The 17,208-nt window shown below is 70.3% G+C and carries 17 protein-coding genes and 1 tRNA gene; 11 read left to right on the top strand and 7 right to left on the bottom strand.

The annotated features are described in order from the left end of the window. Positions 1 to 120: 120 nt before the first annotated feature. The 6 genes from ACVTJA_RS02325 to ACVTJA_RS02350 all read right to left on the bottom strand — a co-directional run bounded on the left by ACVTJA_RS02325 (position 121) and on the right by ACVTJA_RS02350 (position 5,770). Positions 121 to 546, bottom strand: a complete 426-nt coding sequence (locus tag ACVTJA_RS02325) for an ExbD/TolR family protein (RefSeq protein WP_465833405.1) — start codon at positions 544 to 546, stop codon at positions 121 to 123. 9 nt (positions 547 to 555) lie between these two features. Beyond that, complete coding sequence (locus ACVTJA_RS02330; RefSeq protein WP_465833406.1) at positions 556 to 963, bottom strand: ExbD/TolR family protein; 408 nt, start codon at positions 961 to 963, stop codon at positions 556 to 558. Further along, entirely contained in the window at positions 947 to 1,699 is a 753-nt protein-coding gene (locus tag ACVTJA_RS02335) for a MotA/TolQ/ExbB proton channel family protein (protein WP_465833408.1), read from the bottom strand. Before ACVTJA_RS02335 ends, ACVTJA_RS02330 begins: the two co-directional genes overlap by 17 nt. 35 nt (positions 1,700 to 1,734) lie before the next feature. Continuing rightward, positions 1,735 to 2,502 (bottom strand): energy transducer TonB, encoded by a 768-nt coding sequence (locus ACVTJA_RS02340; RefSeq protein ID WP_465833410.1) that lies wholly within the window; start codon positions 2,500 to 2,502, stop codon positions 1,735 to 1,737. 220 nt (positions 2,503 to 2,722) lie between these two features. Beyond that, on the bottom strand, positions 2,723 to 3,985 hold the full coding sequence (locus ACVTJA_RS02345) for a glycosyltransferase family 87 protein (protein ID WP_465833411.1): 1,263 nt from the start codon (positions 3,983 to 3,985) through the stop codon (positions 2,723 to 2,725). 393 nt (positions 3,986 to 4,378) lie between these two features. Next, positions 4,379 to 5,770, bottom strand: coding sequence for a dihydrolipoyl dehydrogenase family protein (locus ACVTJA_RS02350; RefSeq protein WP_465833413.1), 1,392 nt, complete (start codon positions 5,768 to 5,770; stop codon positions 4,379 to 4,381). Positions 5,771 to 6,298: 528 nt separating this feature from the next. Between ACVTJA_RS02350 and ACVTJA_RS02355 the strand changes: the two genes are divergently transcribed. From ACVTJA_RS02355 to ACVTJA_RS02390, 8 genes are all read left to right on the top strand, one after another. Beyond that, complete coding sequence (locus ACVTJA_RS02355; protein WP_465833415.1) at positions 6,299 to 6,730, top strand: ribosome-binding factor A; 432 nt, start codon at positions 6,299 to 6,301, stop codon at positions 6,728 to 6,730. Then, positions 6,727 to 7,887 (top strand): RtcB family protein, encoded by a 1,161-nt coding sequence (locus ACVTJA_RS02360; protein WP_465833417.1) that lies wholly within the window; start codon positions 6,727 to 6,729, stop codon positions 7,885 to 7,887. Before ACVTJA_RS02355 ends, ACVTJA_RS02360 begins: the two co-directional genes overlap by 4 nt. A gap of 267 nt (positions 7,888 to 8,154) precedes the next feature. Continuing rightward, positions 8,155 to 8,228: transfer RNA gene (locus ACVTJA_RS02365), tRNA-Gln, on the top strand. 63 nt (positions 8,229 to 8,291) lie between these two features. Next, complete coding sequence (locus tag ACVTJA_RS02370; protein ID WP_465833419.1) at positions 8,292 to 8,819, top strand: non-proteolytic archaemetzincin-like protein; 528 nt, start codon at positions 8,292 to 8,294, stop codon at positions 8,817 to 8,819. A 103-nt stretch (positions 8,820 to 8,922) separates the two neighbouring features. Continuing rightward, positions 8,923 to 9,897 (top strand): TolB family protein, encoded by a 975-nt coding sequence (locus ACVTJA_RS02375; protein ID WP_465833421.1) that lies wholly within the window; start codon positions 8,923 to 8,925, stop codon positions 9,895 to 9,897. Between the two features lie 13 nt (positions 9,898 to 9,910). Then, positions 9,911 to 10,654: an alpha/beta hydrolase gene (locus ACVTJA_RS02380; RefSeq protein ID WP_465833423.1), complete on the top strand. Its 744-nt coding sequence runs from the start codon at positions 9,911 to 9,913 to the stop codon at positions 10,652 to 10,654. Positions 10,655 to 10,898: 244 nt separating this feature from the next. Then, positions 10,899 to 11,369, top strand: a complete 471-nt coding sequence (locus ACVTJA_RS02385) for an ankyrin repeat domain-containing protein (RefSeq protein ID WP_465833425.1) — start codon at positions 10,899 to 10,901, stop codon at positions 11,367 to 11,369. Positions 11,370 to 11,542: 173 nt separating this feature from the next. Beyond that, positions 11,543 to 12,097, top strand: coding sequence for a DUF2378 family protein (locus ACVTJA_RS02390; RefSeq protein WP_465833427.1), 555 nt, complete (start codon positions 11,543 to 11,545; stop codon positions 12,095 to 12,097). A 90-nt stretch (positions 12,098 to 12,187) separates the two neighbouring features. Here ACVTJA_RS02390 and ACVTJA_RS02395 read toward each other — a convergent pair whose 3' ends face one another. Continuing rightward, positions 12,188 to 14,395, bottom strand: coding sequence for a (Fe-S)-binding protein (locus ACVTJA_RS02395; RefSeq protein WP_465833429.1), 2,208 nt, complete (start codon positions 14,393 to 14,395; stop codon positions 12,188 to 12,190). A 585-nt stretch (positions 14,396 to 14,980) separates the two neighbouring features. On the opposite strand from ACVTJA_RS02395, the gene ACVTJA_RS02400 reads away from it, so the two are divergent. The 3 genes from ACVTJA_RS02400 to ACVTJA_RS02410 all read left to right on the top strand — a co-directional run bounded on the left by ACVTJA_RS02400 (position 14,981) and on the right by ACVTJA_RS02410 (position 17,137). Further along, on the top strand, positions 14,981 to 15,145 hold the full coding sequence (locus tag ACVTJA_RS02400; protein ID WP_206722666.1) for a hypothetical protein: 165 nt from the start codon (positions 14,981 to 14,983) through the stop codon (positions 15,143 to 15,145). Positions 15,146 to 15,387: 242 nt separating this feature from the next. Further along, a complete protein-coding gene (locus ACVTJA_RS02405; protein ID WP_465833431.1) occupies positions 15,388 to 15,669 on the top strand; it encodes a hypothetical protein in 282 nt (93 codons plus the stop codon). 211 nt (positions 15,670 to 15,880) lie between these two features. After that, positions 15,881 to 17,137, top strand: coding sequence for a vWA domain-containing protein (locus tag ACVTJA_RS02410; RefSeq protein ID WP_465833433.1), 1,257 nt, complete (start codon positions 15,881 to 15,883; stop codon positions 17,135 to 17,137). The last annotated feature ends 71 nt before the right edge of the window (positions 17,138 to 17,208 follow it).

Raw genomic sequence — 17,208 nt, forward strand, 5'->3', positions numbered from 1 at the left:
CTCCTTGCCGGCGGTCAGCGCGCGTAAAGAACGCGACACGCGTGGCATCTGAATGAATGAGCTGTGACGATTCAGGCGGCGGGCCGAAAACTCGGCGTCACGGCCCGCCGTGGGCCCGCATCAATCCGCGAGCTTGTCCGGCAGCACGCCGACGGTGATGTTCCCGCCGCGCGCCAGGTCCAGCACTTCCATGGCCGTTCCGTACGGCACGTCATCGCCCGCGTCGAAGAACACAATCTTGTCCGGGCGCGCGTTGAGCATGCGCTGCAGGCGGGCTACCACCTGCTCGCGAGGCACCTCCTCGCGGTTGATGCGCAGCACGCCGGCCTTGTCCACCGTGAGCACCACCGGAGGCAGTGCATCGGGAGGAGGAGGCGGCGTGTCCTGCTTGTCGCTCTTCGCCGGCACGTTCATCCACATCTGCTTCGTGAGCAGCGGGGTGACGACCATGAAGATGATGAGGAGGACGAGCACCACGTCCACCAGGGGCGTCACGTTCATGGACGGGCGAAGCCCGCCCTTTCCACCTCCGACGTCGAATGCCATGGCGCCCTCCTAGTGCTTCGGCCTGTCGACGACTTGAAGGTTGATGCCGGGGAAGCCCACGTCCTGCATCTGCTTGAAGAGGCCGCGCACCTCGGAGTAGCGCACGCCGCGGTCCGCCTTCAGCACCACGGGCGCTTCCGGGTCCTTCTCGTGCAGGGCCTTCAGCTCGGTGAGGAGCGCGTCGCGCTTCAGCTCCTTGCGGTCCAGGTAGAAGGCACCGTTGGAGGCCAGGCTCACCGTGACGGGCTTCAGCTCCTTGTTCTCCTTGTCCGGATTCGAGGCCGTGGGCAGCTCCACGGCGGCGCCGGCTTCGAGCTGGGGCGTGACGACCATGAAGATGATGAGGAGGACGAGCACCACGTCCACCAGCGGCGTCACGTTCATCTCCGGCGTCAGGGATTTACGCGGGGTGGACATCGCGCGACTCCCTGCGGGCAGCGAGCTCGGGACCGGTGGCCACCGCGGCGCCGTTGGAGGCGGCGGGCTTCTGCGGGCCGAGGTCCTCCAGGTAGTCCATGAACTCGCCGCGGGCGGTGTCGAGCGAGAGCTGGAGCGAGTCCGCGCGGGTGGTGAGGAAGTTGAACATCAGCACCGCGGGGATGGCGACGAGCAGGCCGAGCGCGGTGACGACGAGCGCCTCGGCGATGCCGCTGGACACGGCGCCCAGGCCGCCGGAGCCCTCCTTGGCGATGCCGGCGAAGGCCTCGATGATACCCACCACCGTGCCGAGCAGACCGACGAACGGGGCCACCGAGCCCACGGTGGCGAGCACGGACATGCCACGGCGCACGTCGGCGCTGACGCGGTCATTGAGGCGCACGAGGTCGCGGCGGGTGAGCTCGACGGGGCCCACCTTGCCGGCGGGAGCGCGGCACTTCGCGAGGAACGTCTTCATGCCGCCGCCGAGCAGCATGGCGAGGTGGCTGCCCTTGGTGGCCTCGGCCTCCTTCACGAGGGACTCGTGCTGGTGCTGGGCGAGGAGCTGGCCGGCCTTGCCCGCGAAGCGCTTGGACGCGGCGCGCGAGCGGGAGAAGACGAAGAGGCGCTCGAAGAACACCGCCAGGGACGCGACGGCGAAGAGGATGAGCGTCCAGGCGATGCCCAGGGCGAAGACGCCCATGTGGCTATAGATGTCCCTGAGATTGAAATTCATGACGGGGGCTCCGGATGCTGCAGGGAAGGTGAGGCCTACGACTTGAGGCGGAAGGGGACCTTGAAGATGCGGTAGACGGCGGTGGGCTGGCCGGAGACGACGGCCGGCTTGAAGCGCCACGTGCGCACGGCGGCGAGGGCGGCGCTGGCGAAGGGCTCGTCGCCGCGCATCACCTTGAGGTTGGTGACGCGGCCGTCGACCTCGACGACGCCCTTGAGGATGACCATGCCCTCGAGTCCCTTGGAGCGGGCCTCGGAGGGGTACTCGGGGATGAGGTTGGACTCGAGCGGCTCCGGAGGCGTGGCGGACTCCGGGAGGTTGATGGGCGCCGTGCGGCCGCCTCCGCCGGAGAGTCCCTCACCGGTGCCGGTGCCACCGACGACGCCACCGGGAACGAGCGTGCCGGTGCCGCCCACGGCGATGGGCGCGGCGGCGACGACCTCCTTCTCGGCCTCGGGAGGCTTCGTCAGGGGAACGGCGTCGGGAGCGACGATGGGCGCGGGGGCCACGGTGGGCGCGGGAGGCGGCGCCTTGGCGACGGTGGGTGGCGCGGGCTTCGGCGCGAGCTTCGGCTTGGGGGCCGGTGGTGGAGGAGGCGGAGGTTTCACCTCGACGACAGGAGGCGGAGGCGGGCGGAAGACGACGTCCACGCCCTTCTTCTCCTGGATGACCTCGCGCACCTTGTTGGCGGCGGACACCGCGGCGACGCCGATCAGCACGAAGACGCCGATGGACGCAGTGGTGGAGAGCGCGAACCGGCGTGCGGAGGTGACGTCGGTAGCGCTGTCGAACGTTTCGAACATGGCTGCATGCGCGTATAGCGGCGCCATGTCTCACGGGTGTCCTGTGCCCGTGACACTTCGCATGCAAACGAATCACGGGAGCGTCACGTCGCGTGGACGCACATGCGTGCGAGACGCATTCGTGACGGTGGTGGAGTCGGCGTCACCATCGCGTCACGGAGCGCGGGCCCGTGGATCACGAAACGAAGGTGATGAGGCGTTCAGGTTGGCGACGAGTGCGTCACGGCGCGCGCATGCCGGGGTACATGCGCGGCAGCCGTGACAGCGCTCCTTCCACCGTCACCGCGCGAGGCGCTCCCGCGCGGCGCACCTGCCACAAGAGGGCGCCGAGCAGCACGGAGTAGATGACGGCGAACGGCCTCCACAGCAGCACGTCATGTGACAGGTCCGGCCCGAGCCCCGAGTCGGAGACGAGCAGTCCGGTGAGAGCGATGAGCGCCACGAGCACGAGGTTCGGCTTGTACCGGCCCTCGGCGGCGGCGCGCACCACGGGCCACGCGAGCACGTAGTTCGCGCGCCATGCGAGCGGCGAGAGGAGCGTCACGCCCAGGCAGCACATGGCGAGCAGGTCCGCCGGACCGGGCCGCGCCCACACGACGGCCACGAGGAAGAGCGCGATGGCCAGTCCCTGCGCGAGCGTCATGCTTCCCGGAGGAGGAATGGACTCGGAGGGCAGCACCAGCGAGAGCAGCAGCGTGGGCAGGCCCTGCGGATTGGCACCCAGCGCCCACGGCGGCGTGGTGCGCGCGAGCGTCTCGCTCCACAACCGCATCTGCGTGAGCGTGCCGTCCCACCCATAGCGGGCCAGCGTGGGCAGCGCGAGCACGATGCCGATGGCCGCGGTAGCGCCGATGACACGCCAGTGCCGGCGCCACAGGAAGAACAGGCCCACGAGCGCGGCGGGCGGCTTGAGCAGGAACGCCAGGGCGAACGCGGCGGCGGGGCGCCACACGTGTCCACGCTCGGCGCCGAGCGTGGCGAGCACGATGAGGAGCAGCAACACCGCGTCCACCTGTCCGTAGAAGAGCTCGAAGGTGAAGGCGGGGAGCAGGGCGACGGTGGCGAGCGGAGGGCCCCAGGCCCAGGGCGTGGCCTCGCTGGAGCCGGGGGGCACGCGCGTGGTGAGCCGGGCCACGGCGGCGAGCGCGAGGATGGAGCCCAGGTTCCACAGTGCGACGGCGGCGCGCGCGGGGAGGAAGGTGAAGGGAATGAAGAGGGGCGCGGTGATGGGCGCGTACTTGAACGGCATGGTGCCGTCGGAGACGCGGTAGAGGTCGGTGCCCTCGAGGAAGCGCTCGGCGGCGGTGAGGTACACGCGGAAGTCCACGCCGCGCCGCGGGTGCTGGCCTACGGCCACCGCGGCCACGACGAGCACCGCGAGCACGAGCCACCAGAACCAGCGGGCGTACGTGTCGGAGCGGCTCTCGGACGCGGCGTCCGGCGGTGTGTTCACTGCGAGAGGGAGCCTGGGCGTGGGGCTCATGTCAGAGCGCTCCCACGGGCGGGCAGGGAGAGGTCTGGGGCGACGGGGTGGCACGAGTGCCCCGGGCATCTGTGTTCATCGAGGGAGGCAGGGAGGGGAGGGGGCCGGCACCATTTCATGGTGGCCGCCGCACGGCAACGGAGGCAAGCCGCGGGCGCGCCTCGGCGGCAGGACGTCGGACTTCAGTCCGGTCCAGGCGCGGGCCGCGAAGCTCCGGGACTGAGAGCGAAGTGAGCCCTCATTCAGGTAGCCGCGAGGGCGTGGGGCGGCACTACCAGGATGCGGGCCCGGTGCCCGGACGGGAGCGTGGTGACCGCGGCGGCGTTGCTCGCCGGAGCCTGGTTCGGGCTGCTCCCCGTCCTGACGGCCGGGCTCCTGTGGAGCCTGTCGCGGCTACAAGCCGTAGGCCTCCAGCAGCCGCAGCCACACCTCGCTCATGGTGGGAAACGACGGCACCGCGTGCCAGAGCGTGTCGAGTGACACCTCGCCGGCCACGGCAATCGTCGCGGCGTGGAGCATCTCGCCCACCTCCGGGCCGGTGAAGGTGGCGCCGACGATGACTCGGCGCTTCTCGTCCACCACCAGCTTCGCGGTGCCCTTGAGCCCCCGGCCCAGCAGGCCCGTGCCGGACACGTTCTGCAGCTCGTACTGCACCGTGCGCACCGGCAGCTTCGCCTCGCGGGCCTTGGCCTCGGTGAGGCCCACGCTCGCCGCCTGCGGGTGCGTGAAGATGACCTGCGGCGTCGCCTTCGCGTCCGCCCACGCCTGTGCCTTCTTCCCCGCGATGATGTCGCCCACCAGCCGCGCCTGGTACTTGCCCATGTGCGTGAGGAGGTTGCGGCCATTCACGTCGCCGGCCGCGTAGAGCCAGCCGCCCTCCACGCCCTTCGCGCGGAGCTGGTCATCCACCTCCACGGGCTTGCCGGACTGCAGGCCCACCGTCTCCAGCCCGATGCCCTCCGTGCGCGCCACGCGGCCCATGGCGACGAGGAGCGCGTCCGCGCGGACCTCCTCGCCGTTGGTGAGCGTCACCGTCACCTCGCCCTTGTCTCCGGCGCGCTGCACGCGCGCGGCCGTGGTGCCCAGCAGCACCTTCACGCCTTCTTCCCGGAGCGCGTTCGCGACCTGCTCACCGACGAAGGGCTCGAAGCGCGATAGCAGGCTCTTCCCGCGCTGGGCCAGCGTCACCTCCGAGCCCAGTGAGCGCCAGGCCTGCGCCAGCTCCACCGCCACCGCGCCGCCGCCCAGGACGACGAGGCGCTTGGGCACCTCCTTCGCACCGGTGCCCTCGCGGTTGTCCCAGGGCTTCGCCTCCTTCAGCCCGGGGATGTCCGGGATGCGAGGCCGGCTGCCCGTGGCCAGCACCACCGCGCGCCGGGCCTCCAGCTCGCGCACCGTGCCGTCCTTCGCCTCCACTCGCACCTTGCGCGGGCCCGCGAGCTTCGCGTTGCCGCGCACCACCGTCAGCTTCGCGCTCTCCGCCCACTTCGCCTGCGAGTCATCGCGGTAGTTGCCCACCATGTAGTCGCGATGCTCCAGCACGGCGCTGGCCACGAGCGGACCCTTGATGGCCTCACGCGCGCCGGGGGCCTGCTTCGCCAGCCACAGTGCCTCCGCCGGACGCAGCAGCGCCTTGCTGGGGATGCAGGCCCAGTACGAGCACTCTCCGCCGAGCAGCTCCTGCTCCACCAGCGCCACCGACAGTCCCGCCGCCGCGGCGCGCGCGCCCGCGTTCTCACCCGTGGGCCCCGCGCCAATCACCACCACATCGAAGGCTTCCGCCATGTCTTTGCACCCCGTGGCGGCAGGCGTAGGCGGAGCAGGCGTGCGGGCCAATCCAGCAGCGGGCTGGTCGTCAGATGGTGGAAAGAGCGGCTGGTAGCCAGATGACATCTGCCCCAGCGTGGCGGGCAGGACCTCGTGTGGGCCTGCTCCCACTCCTCTTGTCAGGAATGCAAGGCGGTCCACGTCCGGGCCCCGGTTGACGTGGGCGGGGTGCGCAGGCACCTTGTCCCTGAACGAATGGTCCGTGCCGGAGCAATGCGCGCGGCGGGAGGTGTGTCATGGGAACTGTACTGAACGGTGTCTCGGGTCGCTCCTCGCCGTGCGTGTCTGCCCGGGTCTGACCTCCTCCCTCGCTGAGTCGTAGCGCTGAGCGGGACGGAGCGGGTTCCTCCCCTTCCAGGACACGTGCGCGCGGAGCCGTAACCGCCGTGCAACCGGCCGGCGTGTGCCGATTCGTGTGTCTTCCGAGGCCTGAAGCCCGGAGCCACGAGGCGCACGCGCGGCCTGCTGGGAACCGTTCGTCCACTCATGTCTTCTTCCAGGAATCGCCGTCCCCGCGCGTCCCGTCGGCGCGAGGGTTCTTCGCTGTCGTCGTCCTCGCTGTCTCCCTCTGAAAACCCGTCCGCGCGCCACCTGCGCGTGCAGTCCACCCTGTTCCAGGAGGTGTCCCTGCTCTTCCGTGGCGGCCTGTCCGACCCACGGCTCGAAGGCGTCTCGCTGTCGTCGTTCGAGCTGTCCCCGGATGGCCGTCTCGCCCGCATCGGCTACACCCTGACTCCCGCCGCCGCGGCCTCCGGCACGCGAGCCGTGCAGGAGGCCATCGACCGCGCCAGCAGCTACGTGCGCTCGCAGCTCGCGCTCCAGTTGGACCTGAAGCGCGTCCCGCAACTGCGCTTCATCTACATCGGCGTGGCGGAGCGCTCGCAACTCGAGCCCGAGGACGCGGGAGGTGAGTCATGATGCCCCGCGTCCTCCCCGCGGACCCCGGCGGCGTGCCCATTCTCGTCTGGGCCCGCGCACTGCCGGACGGAGCGGAGAAGCAGCTCCGTCTCATCGCCTCCCAGCCCTACGTCGTCGAGCACGTGGCCGCCATGCCGGACATCCACGTGGCCTGGGGCATCGCCGTGGGCACCGTCTTCGCCACCGCGAACCATGTGGTGCCAGGCGCGCTGGGCTCGGACCTGGGCTGCGGCGTGAGTGCGTACCGCTTCCCCCGGCCCGAGCTCCTCCCGGGCCGCGAACAGCTGGAGCTCCTGCTGGCCCGGCTCGCCCGCGAGGTGCCGGTGGGAGACGCCATCCGCCGGGGGCGCGGCGTCACATTGCCTCCGGAGCTGGAGTCCCCGCCGCTGGCCACCCAGAAGCTGCGCCACGCGTGGGAGCGGCTGGCTCCGCGACACCTGGGCACGCTCGGCGGAGGCAATCACTTCCTCGAGCTGGACCGTGACGCCGACGGAGACGTGTGGCTGCTCCTGCACACCGGCTCCCGAGGCGTGGGCTCCGCCATCACCGGCCACCACGTGCACGTGGCACGGGCGCTCGGAGGGCAGGACCTCCTGTCCGGGCTTGGCACGGACACCCCCGAGGGTGCCGCGTGCCTCGCGGACCTCCAGTGGGCCTTCCGCTTCGCCCGCGCCAACCGGGACGCCATCGCCGCGCGCGTGCTGCCCCTCGTGGCGGAGGTGCTCGGCGTGTCCCCCGACGTGGAGTCCACCGTGGACGTGCACCACAACCACGTGGCCCCGGAGGAGCACGGGGGGCGCATGCTGCTCATCCACCGCAAGGGCGCGGTGCACCTGGAGGCGGGACAGCGAGGGCTCATCCCCGGCTCCATGGGCACGGCCTCGTACGTGGTGGAGGGCCGGGGCGAGCCGCGCGCCTTCCGCTCCTGCTCGCACGGCGCCGGCCGCGTCCTCACCCGCACCGAGGCCCGCGCGCGGATCCGCCCGGCCGCGCTGGAGCACGCCATGCGCCGCGTGGTGTACGACCGGGACCGCTCCGCGACCCTGGTCGAGGAGGCCCCCGCCGTCTACCGCGACATCACCGAGGTGCTGGAGGACGAGGCCGACCTCGTCACCCCGCTCCGGAGGCTGACGCCGCTGGCCGTTCTCAAGGGCTGAGGGAGGGCCCCACGGCGCCGCGTGGCGCGGCGCGGCGCCGCCCCGCCCGGGGGCCGAGGGGCCGGGAGTGCCCTCCCGGCTTCACTCGAAGTCCAGGCCGGCAGTGACGCCGGGCCCGGATTTCCGGCCTCCGGGAAGATCCTCATTGGCGCGGAGCCCCGGGCCGGGTCATATGGCGGACAAGGCCCGGGAACCATGTCAGGGTGGGTTCCCGAGCCCGTCGGGATGCCGTAGAATCGGGCACCGGAAACAACCGTGCGAACCTGCTGGGGCGTCGTCTAATGGCAGGACATCAGACTTTGACTCTGAGTATCAAGGTTCGAATCCTTGCGCCCCAGCCACTCCGCTCCGGGGGGACGCGGTAGCAAGCGCGTCCGTCCGAGTGCATGAAGGACGGTGGCCCGATGCCGCAGAAGACGCTCCTGCTGGTCTCCGTGGGTAGCCCACCGGCCTCCCTCCTGAGGGACTTGCAGGACCCGCTGGCGACGCACATGGGCGTCCAGGCGGTCGTGGCGAAGACGGCCCTTCCCTCTCCGGCCTACGCCTTCAACAAGGACCGGAGCCAGTACCACTGCAACGCCATCATGCGGCGGCTCTCTCCGATGCTGGAGCCCGGCCAGGCCGCCGTCATGGGCATCACCGACGTGGACCTCTTCGTCCCCGACTCGCCCTTCGTTTTCGGCGAGGCGGACCGCGAGTCCCACACGGCGGTGGTGAGCCTCTTCCGCCTCCGCCAGGGCGCGGACGGGGACCCGCTGCGGCGCCGGGTGCAGGTGGAGGCGGTGCACCAGGCCGGGCACCTCCTGGGGCTGTCCTACTGCGAGGACCCCCGGTGCGTCATGTTCTTCGCCCAGACGCCCCAGGACACGGACCGCAAGCAGTTGTCGCTGTGCAACATGTGTCGCAACGAGCTCCAGAAGCTCAACCGCTGACAGTCCAGATGCCCCGTTGAATCTCCCGTGACGCGTTGACGTCCGACCCGGCGCACCCTGTAGTACGGGGCACTCGAAGCGGCCGGAAAGCGGAGCGACAGCGATGAAGGGCATGTGGCGGTTCATCGGTGGAGTGCTGGCGGTGGGGTTGTTGGGGGCGTGCGAGCCCATCGACGACGGCGGTGGTGGCGGCGCGGGCGATGTCCTCTTCACGCAGGGCTTCGCCTTCGTGCGCGAGGGCGACCGCAACGTCTACGTGGTGGACGACGACGGCGACCCGAACAGCCCGCAGAAGCTGACGACGGTGGGCGGCGTGTACTGGCCCTCCGTGTCGCGCGACGGGCGCAGCATCGTCTTCGTGCAGCGCACCGGCACGGCCACCTCGCTGCAGACGGTGCCCACGTCGGGCGGCACCACGGCCACGCTGTTCAGCTCCGGGGACTCCGCGTGCCCGCGCGGCTGCACCAACTTCCGCACGCCCACCTTCAGCCCGGACGGGCGGAGCGTCGTCTTCGTCTTCTCCACGAACAACAGCTCCCTCACCTCGCTGGGCCGGGTGAACACGGACGGCAGCGGCTTCGTGGACCTCACGCCCAACACCACCATCGGCTACGGCGCGCCGTCGTTCCTGCCCAACGGGACCGCGGTGGTGGCGCCGGCCGGCAGCGGGCTGCGCAACCTCAGCCAGATTGCGCTCGTGCCGCTCGACGGCTCCGCCGCCAGGTTCAGCTCACTGGGGAATGAGGTGCTCGCGGTGGAGAACCGCGTGGCGGTGGCGCCCAGCGGCTCGGCGGTGGCGTTCGACGGGCGGCTGTCGTCGGGCAGCGTGCGCATCTTCGTGGCCTCGTTCAACACCACCGCGGGGGTGAGCGCCCTGCAGCGGGTGACGGACCGCACCTCCGCGAGCGTGCAGGAGACCTGGCCGACGTGGACTCGCTCCAACCAGGTCGGGTTCCTCCTCGACGAGGGCGGCGGTGGCGAGCCGGGCATCTACCGGGCGACGACGGGCACGGGCACGCCGTCCTCCGTGTCGCTCGCGGTGCCGAGCGCGGCGGAACCGTCGTACGGGCCGCTCTAATCGCATGGATTGCGTGCGACTCGCCGTCCTCGCGTGGGCCCTGGCGCTGTGCGCCGCGTGTGCGGCCCGGCCTCGGGAGGTTGTCGTACTCCCGGAGCCGTCTCCGGACATCGTGCTGCACACCGGCGCGCCAGAAGGCGGGCTGCCGTACCGGCTCTTCGTCTCGGGGGAGGCCTACGAGCAGAGTCCGCACCGGCTCATCGTGTGGCTGCATCCCTCGGGAGCGGATGGGCTGGAGTTGGTGGAGCCGCTGGCAAAGGTCTTCTCCTGGACGGGGTTCGCGCTGCTGACGCTGTCGCAGAAGGACTTCACCGACTGGAAGGGCGCGGATGCCAACCGGCTGATGTCGAAGGTGTTGCCGGATGTGGCGGCGCGCGTGCCGACCGTGGACGTGCGCCGGCCGGTGCTGCTGGGGTTCAGCGCGGGCGCGCAGATGGCGCTGGAGTTGTGGTCCGCGCGGCCGGACGCTTTCGGCGGGCTGGTGCTCCTGGCCGGGGCGCCGCGCTTCTCGCGTGGGGATGAGCTCACGCCTCCGCATGGAACCGCGTACACGCGCGTGCCGCTGCTGGCCGTGGTGGGGAAGAGGGACGGTAAGGGGCCCGCCCTGTGGCAGAAGGCGCAGGAGACCTGGAGCGCGGCGGGCGTGCCGCTCCAGACGCGCATCGTCGCCGGCCGGGGACACGAGTGGCTCCTGGTGGAGCCCACGGAGCAGCACGCGCTGCTCGCCTGGCTGGCTGCTCTGCCCCGGGGGCAGTGACAAGGCCGACGGGTTGTCCGGCCTCTCGCGTGGCCACGTGGCTCATCATGGGAGACGATGCGTTGCCTGTGCGGCGTTCTGCCGGGTGACGCAGGCCCGCCGGGCGGGCATCCATGCCCGCTACTCCGAGGAGTCGCGTGGCGGGCCTGCCCGACCGCGCCGGGGCAGGCCGGCCTGCCCACGCCCGGGGCAACTGGCGTCCGGGTCCGCGAGGCGCGATGCTGCCGTGGCTTGGAGGTGGGTGATGTCCCTGTTCGATGCAGTGCTCGCCGGTGACCGTGACGCCGTGAAGTCCCAGCTCGCCGCCAGGGAGCACCCGGACCCGTTCGACGGGGAGGGCCGCACGCCGCTGATGGCCGCCGCCCGCATGGGCCGCGCCGACATCGTGCGCCTGCTGCTGGAGGCCGGCGCGGACCCCGAGCTGACGGACAGCATCGGCGAGACGCCGCTCATCATGGCCGCCGCCCACGGCCACGCCGAGGTCTGCAAGCTGCTCCTCCCGCACGCCAAGGACGACGAGCGGGACCTCGCGCGCACGCTGCTCTCCGGCGTCGGCATCACGGACTTGCGCTCCGAGCCGTCCATCCCCACGCCGGACAAGCTGGACCGCAAGCTCGCCTCCGCGGGCGCGTACGTCGCCGGCAAGCTGGGGGACGAGGGCCCCATGAAGCGGCTGGAGCGTGCCCTGCGCGCCGAGAAGTCCCGCAAGAGCTGAGCTCCGTCGACTGCCGGACACTCCTGCACCAAAGGGCATACCCGGTTGCGTCAGCAACGGGGTTTCCTTTTCCGTTCATGGACAGCCTGCCCCATCCGGGCCGGGCCGCCCGACATGTGGGGCTGGGGAGCGCTGGGCCGGAGCGCTATTCCGTTCATCGCGGAGCCGTGGACATGGAGACGCCGGACACGCGCCTCATCTACGTGAGCGCCGTGCAGGGCCTGTTCCTCGTCGCCCTGCGCGGGCGCCTGTCCCCGTCCGCTCGTGAATCGCTGCGCGCCGAGGGGCTGGATTTGGACCAGGACCTGCTGCCGGCCTACGCCTTCAACTCGTGGCTCAAGTGGCAGGACATCATCCTGCGCGACGTGTGGCCCGAGCTGGAGCGCGACGAGGCCCTGAAGAAGCTGGGCCGCTCCGTCATCGAGGGGCTGCTGTGCACCATGCTCGGCCGGGTGATGGCCACGGCCGCGCGCACGCTGGGGCCTCGGCTGGGGCTGGCGCAGCTCGACCGGGGCTTCCGCATGTCCAACAACTTCCAGAGCTGCCGCGCGACGGAGCGGGGACCGAACGCCTATGAGCTGTTCATCAACGACATCGCGGACCGGCCCGCCTACTACGTGGGCCTGCTGGAGGCGGCGCTCGGGATGATGGGCGCGCGCGAGTCCCGCGTCACGGTGCTCCGCCACGAGCCCCCCGGCTGCTCCTTCCTCGTTGAATGGCGGCCCTGAACGACGAAGGCCCGGCGGCTTCGCGGTGGAAGCCTCCGGGCCCTCGCTCACGGTGACGGACTTGAGGAGTCCGTCAGCCGGTGGTGCCGCTCACTCCGGCTTGGCGCTCACCGTCACGCCGGGCGTCACGGTGCCCGCGCCGCTCCGCGTCTGGACGAGCGAGTCGGCCACCAGCTCGGTGATGTCCTTGATCTTGATGTTCTCGCCGCGGTCGGTGTCGTTGACCGCGTCGTTGAGCATCGTCGAGCAGAACGGGCACGCCACCGCCACCACGCCGGTGCCGCCCTTCTCCTTGTAGTCGCCCACCATGCCCGGCTTCTTCTTGTCCGTGGCGTCGGGGAACGGCGTGGACGGGTCCTCGGCGTGCTTCAGCGTCAGCGCCGCCTCGTTCAGGCGGTTGTGGTTGATGCGCGTGCCGATGTGCTCCTCCATCCACATGCGCCCGCCGCCCGCGCCGCAGCAGAAGCCCTCGCGCTTGCTGCGCTGCATCTCCACCACTTCCAGGCCGGGGATGGCGTTGAGCACCTCGCGAGGCGCGTCGTACACGCCGTTGTGGCGGCCCAGGTAGCAGGGGTCGTGGTACGTGAGCTTCGTATTCATCACCGCCGAGAGCTTGATGCGCTTCTCGTTCAGCAGCTCGTTGATGAGCTGCGTGTGGTTGATGACGCGGTACTCACCGCCGAACTCCGGGTACTCGTTCTTGATGGTGTTGAAGCAGTGCGGGCACTGGGTGATGACGGCCTTCACGCCCATCGAGTTCCACGTCTCGACGTTCGTCTTCGCCATCGTCTGGAACAGGTACTCGTTGCCCATGCGGCGGGCGGAGTCGCCGTTGCACATCTCCTGCTTGGACAGCGTGGCGAAGGACACGCCCGCCTCGCGCATGATTTTCACCAGCGCGCGGCTGACCTTCTTCTGCTTGTCGTCGTAGCTGCCCGCGCAGCCCACGAAGAAGAGGTACTCGTACGGGCCGCCGCCGTCACCCCAGGTGGGCAGCGCCAAATCCTCCGCCCACTCGTCGCGCCGGTCCTGGCCCAGGCCCCAGGGGTTGCCCTGGCGCTCGATGCCCTCGAACACGCGCTGGATTTCGGGCGGGAAGTCCGCCTTCACCTGCACCTGGTAGCGGCGCATGTCGATGAGGCGCGGGACGTTCTCGATGAACACCGGGCAGGCCTGCTCGCACCAGCCGCAGCTCGTGCACGCCCACACCGTCTCCGACTTCAGCGCCGAGCCGACGATTTCCGGCAGCGGCTCCTTCGTCTTGCTGGGGCCGTAGCCTTCCTCCACCCACTGCTCGTGGTCCCAGATCCAATGCTTCAGGTCCTGGTTCACACCCTTGTGGGTGAGCGGCTTGCCGGTGATGTACGTCGGACAGTGCGTCTGGCAGCGGCCGCACTCCGTACAGGAGTACAGGTCCAGGCCGTTCTTCCAGGTGAGGTCCCTCACCGTGGCGGTGCCGAACTCCTCCTTCTCCAGGTTGGGCGTGGGCAGCTTGCCGGTGGAGTGGGTGCGCTGGAAGAAGACGTTGGGCAGGCCGGTGATGATGTGGAAGTGCTTGCCGATGGGCAGGAAGTTCAGGAACGACAGGATGATGGTGAGGTGAATCCAGAAGCCCGCCACGCCCACCACGTGCGAGGCCGTCACGCCCAGCGGCATCATCGCCAGGCCGACGACGCTGGTGACGGGCTCCCACCACACGAGGGCGGACGGGGCGGCGGGCACCTGCGTGGCGCCCATCTGCACCTGGGCGGCGGCTTGCGCCACCATGTGGCTGCCGCCGAACATGAACTCCGTAATCATCAGGCCGGAGATGAAGCCCAGGATGAGGTACGCCTCCCAGGAGACCGTCATGCGGTCCGGCTTCACCTTCCAGCGCGTCCAGACGAAGTAGGCGCAGCCGAGCACGGCGAGCGCGGCCACCACGTCCTTGGCCAGCAGGTAGACCTTGTAGAGGACGAGCAGGCCCGGCACATCCGCCCAGACCGGGTGGCTCAGGTCCGTCAGCACGTCCAGCGCCGTGGACGAGAAGCCCATCACGAACAGCATGACGGTGCGCAGCGCCAGCACCATGAACGCCGCGTAGATGAAGACGTGCATCAGGCCCGGGGTGAACTCCTCCGGGTCCACCATGCGCTTCTGGCCGAGGCCGAAGAGCACGAGCCGCTTGATGCGCAGGGGAATGTTGTCGAGCCGGTTCTCCTTCTTCATCGCGAGCAGCACGCCCACGCGACCAGACATGGTCATCACGAAGATGGGTACGGCGACGGCGAGCAATAGGCCGGTGATGATGGGGCTCATGGGACTCTTGAGGACCTCTGGGAGCGCGCGCGGCGGAGGAGAAGGCCCGGTTGCCGCGGCGCGGCAAAGCTCGAGTTCAGGTCAACCCTAACAGCGTTGATTCGCGAATCAAGAGGCGCGCGGTGGAGCGTGTCCGGCAGTGAAGCACGAAGCCGCGGCCCGCTGGTGGGGAACCGACCTGGCCTCGCATTTACTGCGATGACAGCCCGGGGACGACAGCGCTGAAAATCGCCTCAGCGTGAAGCGTGTAGAGCTTCCGTCAATCACCCCGCGGACCTACCTTGTACGATTGTCGCGCGGAGTGTCGGACGGATGACTGTCCGTAAGTAGCGGTAATTACGTATCGCGCTGACGTGGGGCAGGCGGGCAAGCGTGGGCCGTTGGACAACCAAACAACTTTGATGCTCCAAGGGCTTTACAACGCAAGGCGACATGGACAACATGGTCAGTAAATCGGTCAACGCTTGAGTGGTCGGGCACTACATGGGGTGGGCCCGAGTCGACCGAAAGGAAGGGCGCCCGAGGAGAGGCGAGCCGCGAGGCCGTCCATCTCCACCCAGGCGGAGCGCTCGACAGGAGCCGGACATGGTTCAGCACGACGACACCACGTACATGGACGATGAAGGCCTGCCTTACGCGGACCGCAAGGACGAGGGCGAGTCCGAAGGCGTGCCTCAAATGGACGGCTCGGCGGGCGGCCGCTGGGGCTACAACGAGGAATCGTGGGGCGGTTGGCAGGCGGCGGAGTGAGTCGGGGCCCCCGCGGCCCATGGATGCGCGGGGGCATTCCAGTTGCGTTTGTGGCTGAGCGGCATCAGGCCCGAGCGGCGGCTCCCTCCACGGTGAGCTCCCGGGTGTGAGCGCTCCCTTCGGCCTCTCTTCGTGAGCGGGCCGTCATCTTTCCTTCCAGTCCGGCGTCGTTCCGCGCTTCCCTATTCGAGGAGGCCGCGATGAAGGTGCTGTGGTGTTGGCGTTGCCGGATGGATGTCCCGATGCTCGATGAGGAGGAGTTCGCGCAGGTGGCGCGGATGTACTTGAACCCCATCCAGCGCTTCAAGGTGTCCGAGGCTTCGAGGACGCAGCCGATTTCGGTGCGGGCTGTGCTCGCACCGGTGTGCGAGGAGTACGAGCGGCTCACGGGTTTCCGCGAGACGAACCCCAATGCGGTGGCGCACCACCGGCTCATCCTCTACGGCCCGTCGTGTACGAAGTGCGGCAAGCCCCTGCGCACACCCGAGGCGCGTCACTGTGCCGCGTGTGGGACGCCGCGTTGAGGTGTCGGCGCGGCCCCTGACCCCGCGTGCGGCTCCGGCCGGCCCCCTTGCCGGAAAGCCAGACTCCCGACATTCTGCTGCCCTGAAGCCTTCCCACGGGAGCCCCCGCTCCCGGGGCGTTGTGGCCCATGAGACTTCCGGTGGCGAGGGGTGTCATTCCTCGCAGAGTGATTCGCGGCACAATGCCTCGTGACAGCACGGGGGAGTTCGGATGAAGCAGACGGCCTGGGCAGTGGAGCGCGATGCCGAGCACGGCCGGGAGGTGCTCCTCCTCGTCACGCTGGAGGCGGACGCCGAGGCGCCCCGCGCTCCCGTCGCCATCAACCTCGCCCTGGACCGCAGCGCGTCCATGCGCGGCGTGCCGCTGCTCGCCGCCGTGCAGGCCGCGCAGACGCTGGTGGAACGCTCCAGCCCGCGCGACTACCTGGGCCTGCTCACCTTCGACGCCGAGCCCGAGCAGGTGCTCCCCATGCGCGCCATGGAGCCCAACGCGAAGGCCCAGTTCCTCAAGGTGCTCTCGCGCCTGGAGTCCGGCGAGGGCACCGCCCTGCACGAGGCTGTCGAGCGCGCCTCCGAGGCCGCCCGCCGCGTGCTCGTCCCCGGCGCCCGCCCGCAGGTGCTGATGCTCACCGACGGCGAGCCTTCCGTGGGCCCGTCGCAGCTCGCCGAGTTCAAGACGCTGGGCAGCCGCGTCGCCGAGTCTGGCGTCATGCTGCACGCGCTGGGCCTGGGCCGGCACTACCTGCCCGACATCCTCGAGGCGCTCACCAGTCCGTCCGGCACCGGCTTCGTCCATGTGGACGACCCGGAAGGTCTACCCATGGCGGTGGGCCAGCTCGGCGCGGAGCTGTTCGGTGAGGTGGTGTCCGACGCGCGCATCTACGTGCTGCCCACGGGCTTCGCGGACCTGCGCTGCCGCCACCGCTACCCCGCGCGCGTCGAGGGCGACGCCATGAGCGCCACGCTGGGCGCCGTGTCCCAGGCCTTCCCGCGCCGCGTCCTCTTCTCGGGCCTGCTGGGCAGCGCCGAGTGGAACATGAGCGTGTCCGCGTCCTACACCGAGAGCGGCGATACGCGCCGCATCTCCGTGCCGGTGACGCGCATCCTCCCGGACAGCGAGCAGGGCCGCTACGTGCGCGCCGTGTCTGCGGAGCTGGAGCTGGTGGCCGCCGAGGCCGCCGCGTGGAAGGCGCTGGGCCGCCGTCACCAGGACTCCGCCGAGCGCGCGCTCGAGTCCGCCGACATGGCCCTCTACAAGCTGGCCCGGCTGGGCGCGCCCGAGGTGCCGCCGCACCGCCACGTGGAGCGCCTGGCGGACCTGCGCCGCTTCCTGGAGCGCCGCGCCAACCAGCAGGTTCCGGCGCTGGTGATGCGCCGCGCCCACTCCGAGGTTTCCCGTATCACCATGAGCCGCGTGGGCCCCGCCGTGCCCGCGCCGGCGCTGGTTCCCTGGAAGGGCGAGGAGTAGCCGGGGCGCCTGCCTGCCCGCCCGCGGCGGCCGCGTAACCTCCCGGGCGCTCCGTCCGTAGGAGAGGGACG

Source organism: Pyxidicoccus sp. M6, from assembly GCF_055568925.1.

Bases quoted from the DNA above. Each gene is read 5' to 3' on its own strand.
- ACVTJA_RS02370 (WP_465833419.1), top strand. From the start codon at position 8,292: ATGCCGCAGAAGACGCTCCTGCTGGTCTCCGTGGGTAGCCCACCGGCC.
- ACVTJA_RS02400 (WP_206722666.1), top strand. From the start codon at position 14,981: ATGGTTCAGCACGACGACACCACGTACATGGACGATGAAGGCCTGCCT.
- ACVTJA_RS02345 (WP_465833411.1), bottom strand. From the start codon at position 3,985: ATGAGCCCCACGCCCAGGCTCCCTCTCGCAGTGAACACACCGCCGGAC.
- ACVTJA_RS02375 (WP_465833421.1), top strand. From the start codon at position 8,923: ATGAAGGGCATGTGGCGGTTCATCGGTGGAGTGCTGGCGGTGGGGTTG.
- ACVTJA_RS02395 (WP_465833429.1), bottom strand. From the start codon at position 14,395: ATGAGCCCCATCATCACCGGCCTATTGCTCGCCGTCGCCGTACCCATC.
- ACVTJA_RS02350 (WP_465833413.1), bottom strand. From the start codon at position 5,770: ATGGCGGAAGCCTTCGATGTGGTGGTGATTGGCGCGGGGCCCACGGGT.
- ACVTJA_RS02355 (WP_465833415.1), top strand. From the start codon at position 6,299: ATGTCTTCTTCCAGGAATCGCCGTCCCCGCGCGTCCCGTCGGCGCGAG.
- ACVTJA_RS02390 (WP_465833427.1), top strand. From the start codon at position 11,543: ATGGAGACGCCGGACACGCGCCTCATCTACGTGAGCGCCGTGCAGGGC.
- ACVTJA_RS02410 (WP_465833433.1), top strand. From the start codon at position 15,881: ATGAAGCAGACGGCCTGGGCAGTGGAGCGCGATGCCGAGCACGGCCGG.
- ACVTJA_RS02385 (WP_465833425.1), top strand. From the start codon at position 10,899: ATGTCCCTGTTCGATGCAGTGCTCGCCGGTGACCGTGACGCCGTGAAG.
- ACVTJA_RS02335 (WP_465833408.1), bottom strand. From the start codon at position 1,699: ATGAATTTCAATCTCAGGGACATCTATAGCCACATGGGCGTCTTCGCC.
- ACVTJA_RS02330 (WP_465833406.1), bottom strand. From the start codon at position 963: ATGTCCACCCCGCGTAAATCCCTGACGCCGGAGATGAACGTGACGCCG.
- ACVTJA_RS02405 (WP_465833431.1), top strand. From the start codon at position 15,388: ATGCTCGATGAGGAGGAGTTCGCGCAGGTGGCGCGGATGTACTTGAAC.
- ACVTJA_RS02340 (WP_465833410.1), bottom strand. From the start codon at position 2,502: ATGTTCGAAACGTTCGACAGCGCTACCGACGTCACCTCCGCACGCCGG.
- ACVTJA_RS02360 (WP_465833417.1), top strand. From the start codon at position 6,727: ATGATGCCCCGCGTCCTCCCCGCGGACCCCGGCGGCGTGCCCATTCTC.
- ACVTJA_RS02325 (WP_465833405.1), bottom strand. From the start codon at position 546: ATGGCATTCGACGTCGGAGGTGGAAAGGGCGGGCTTCGCCCGTCCATG.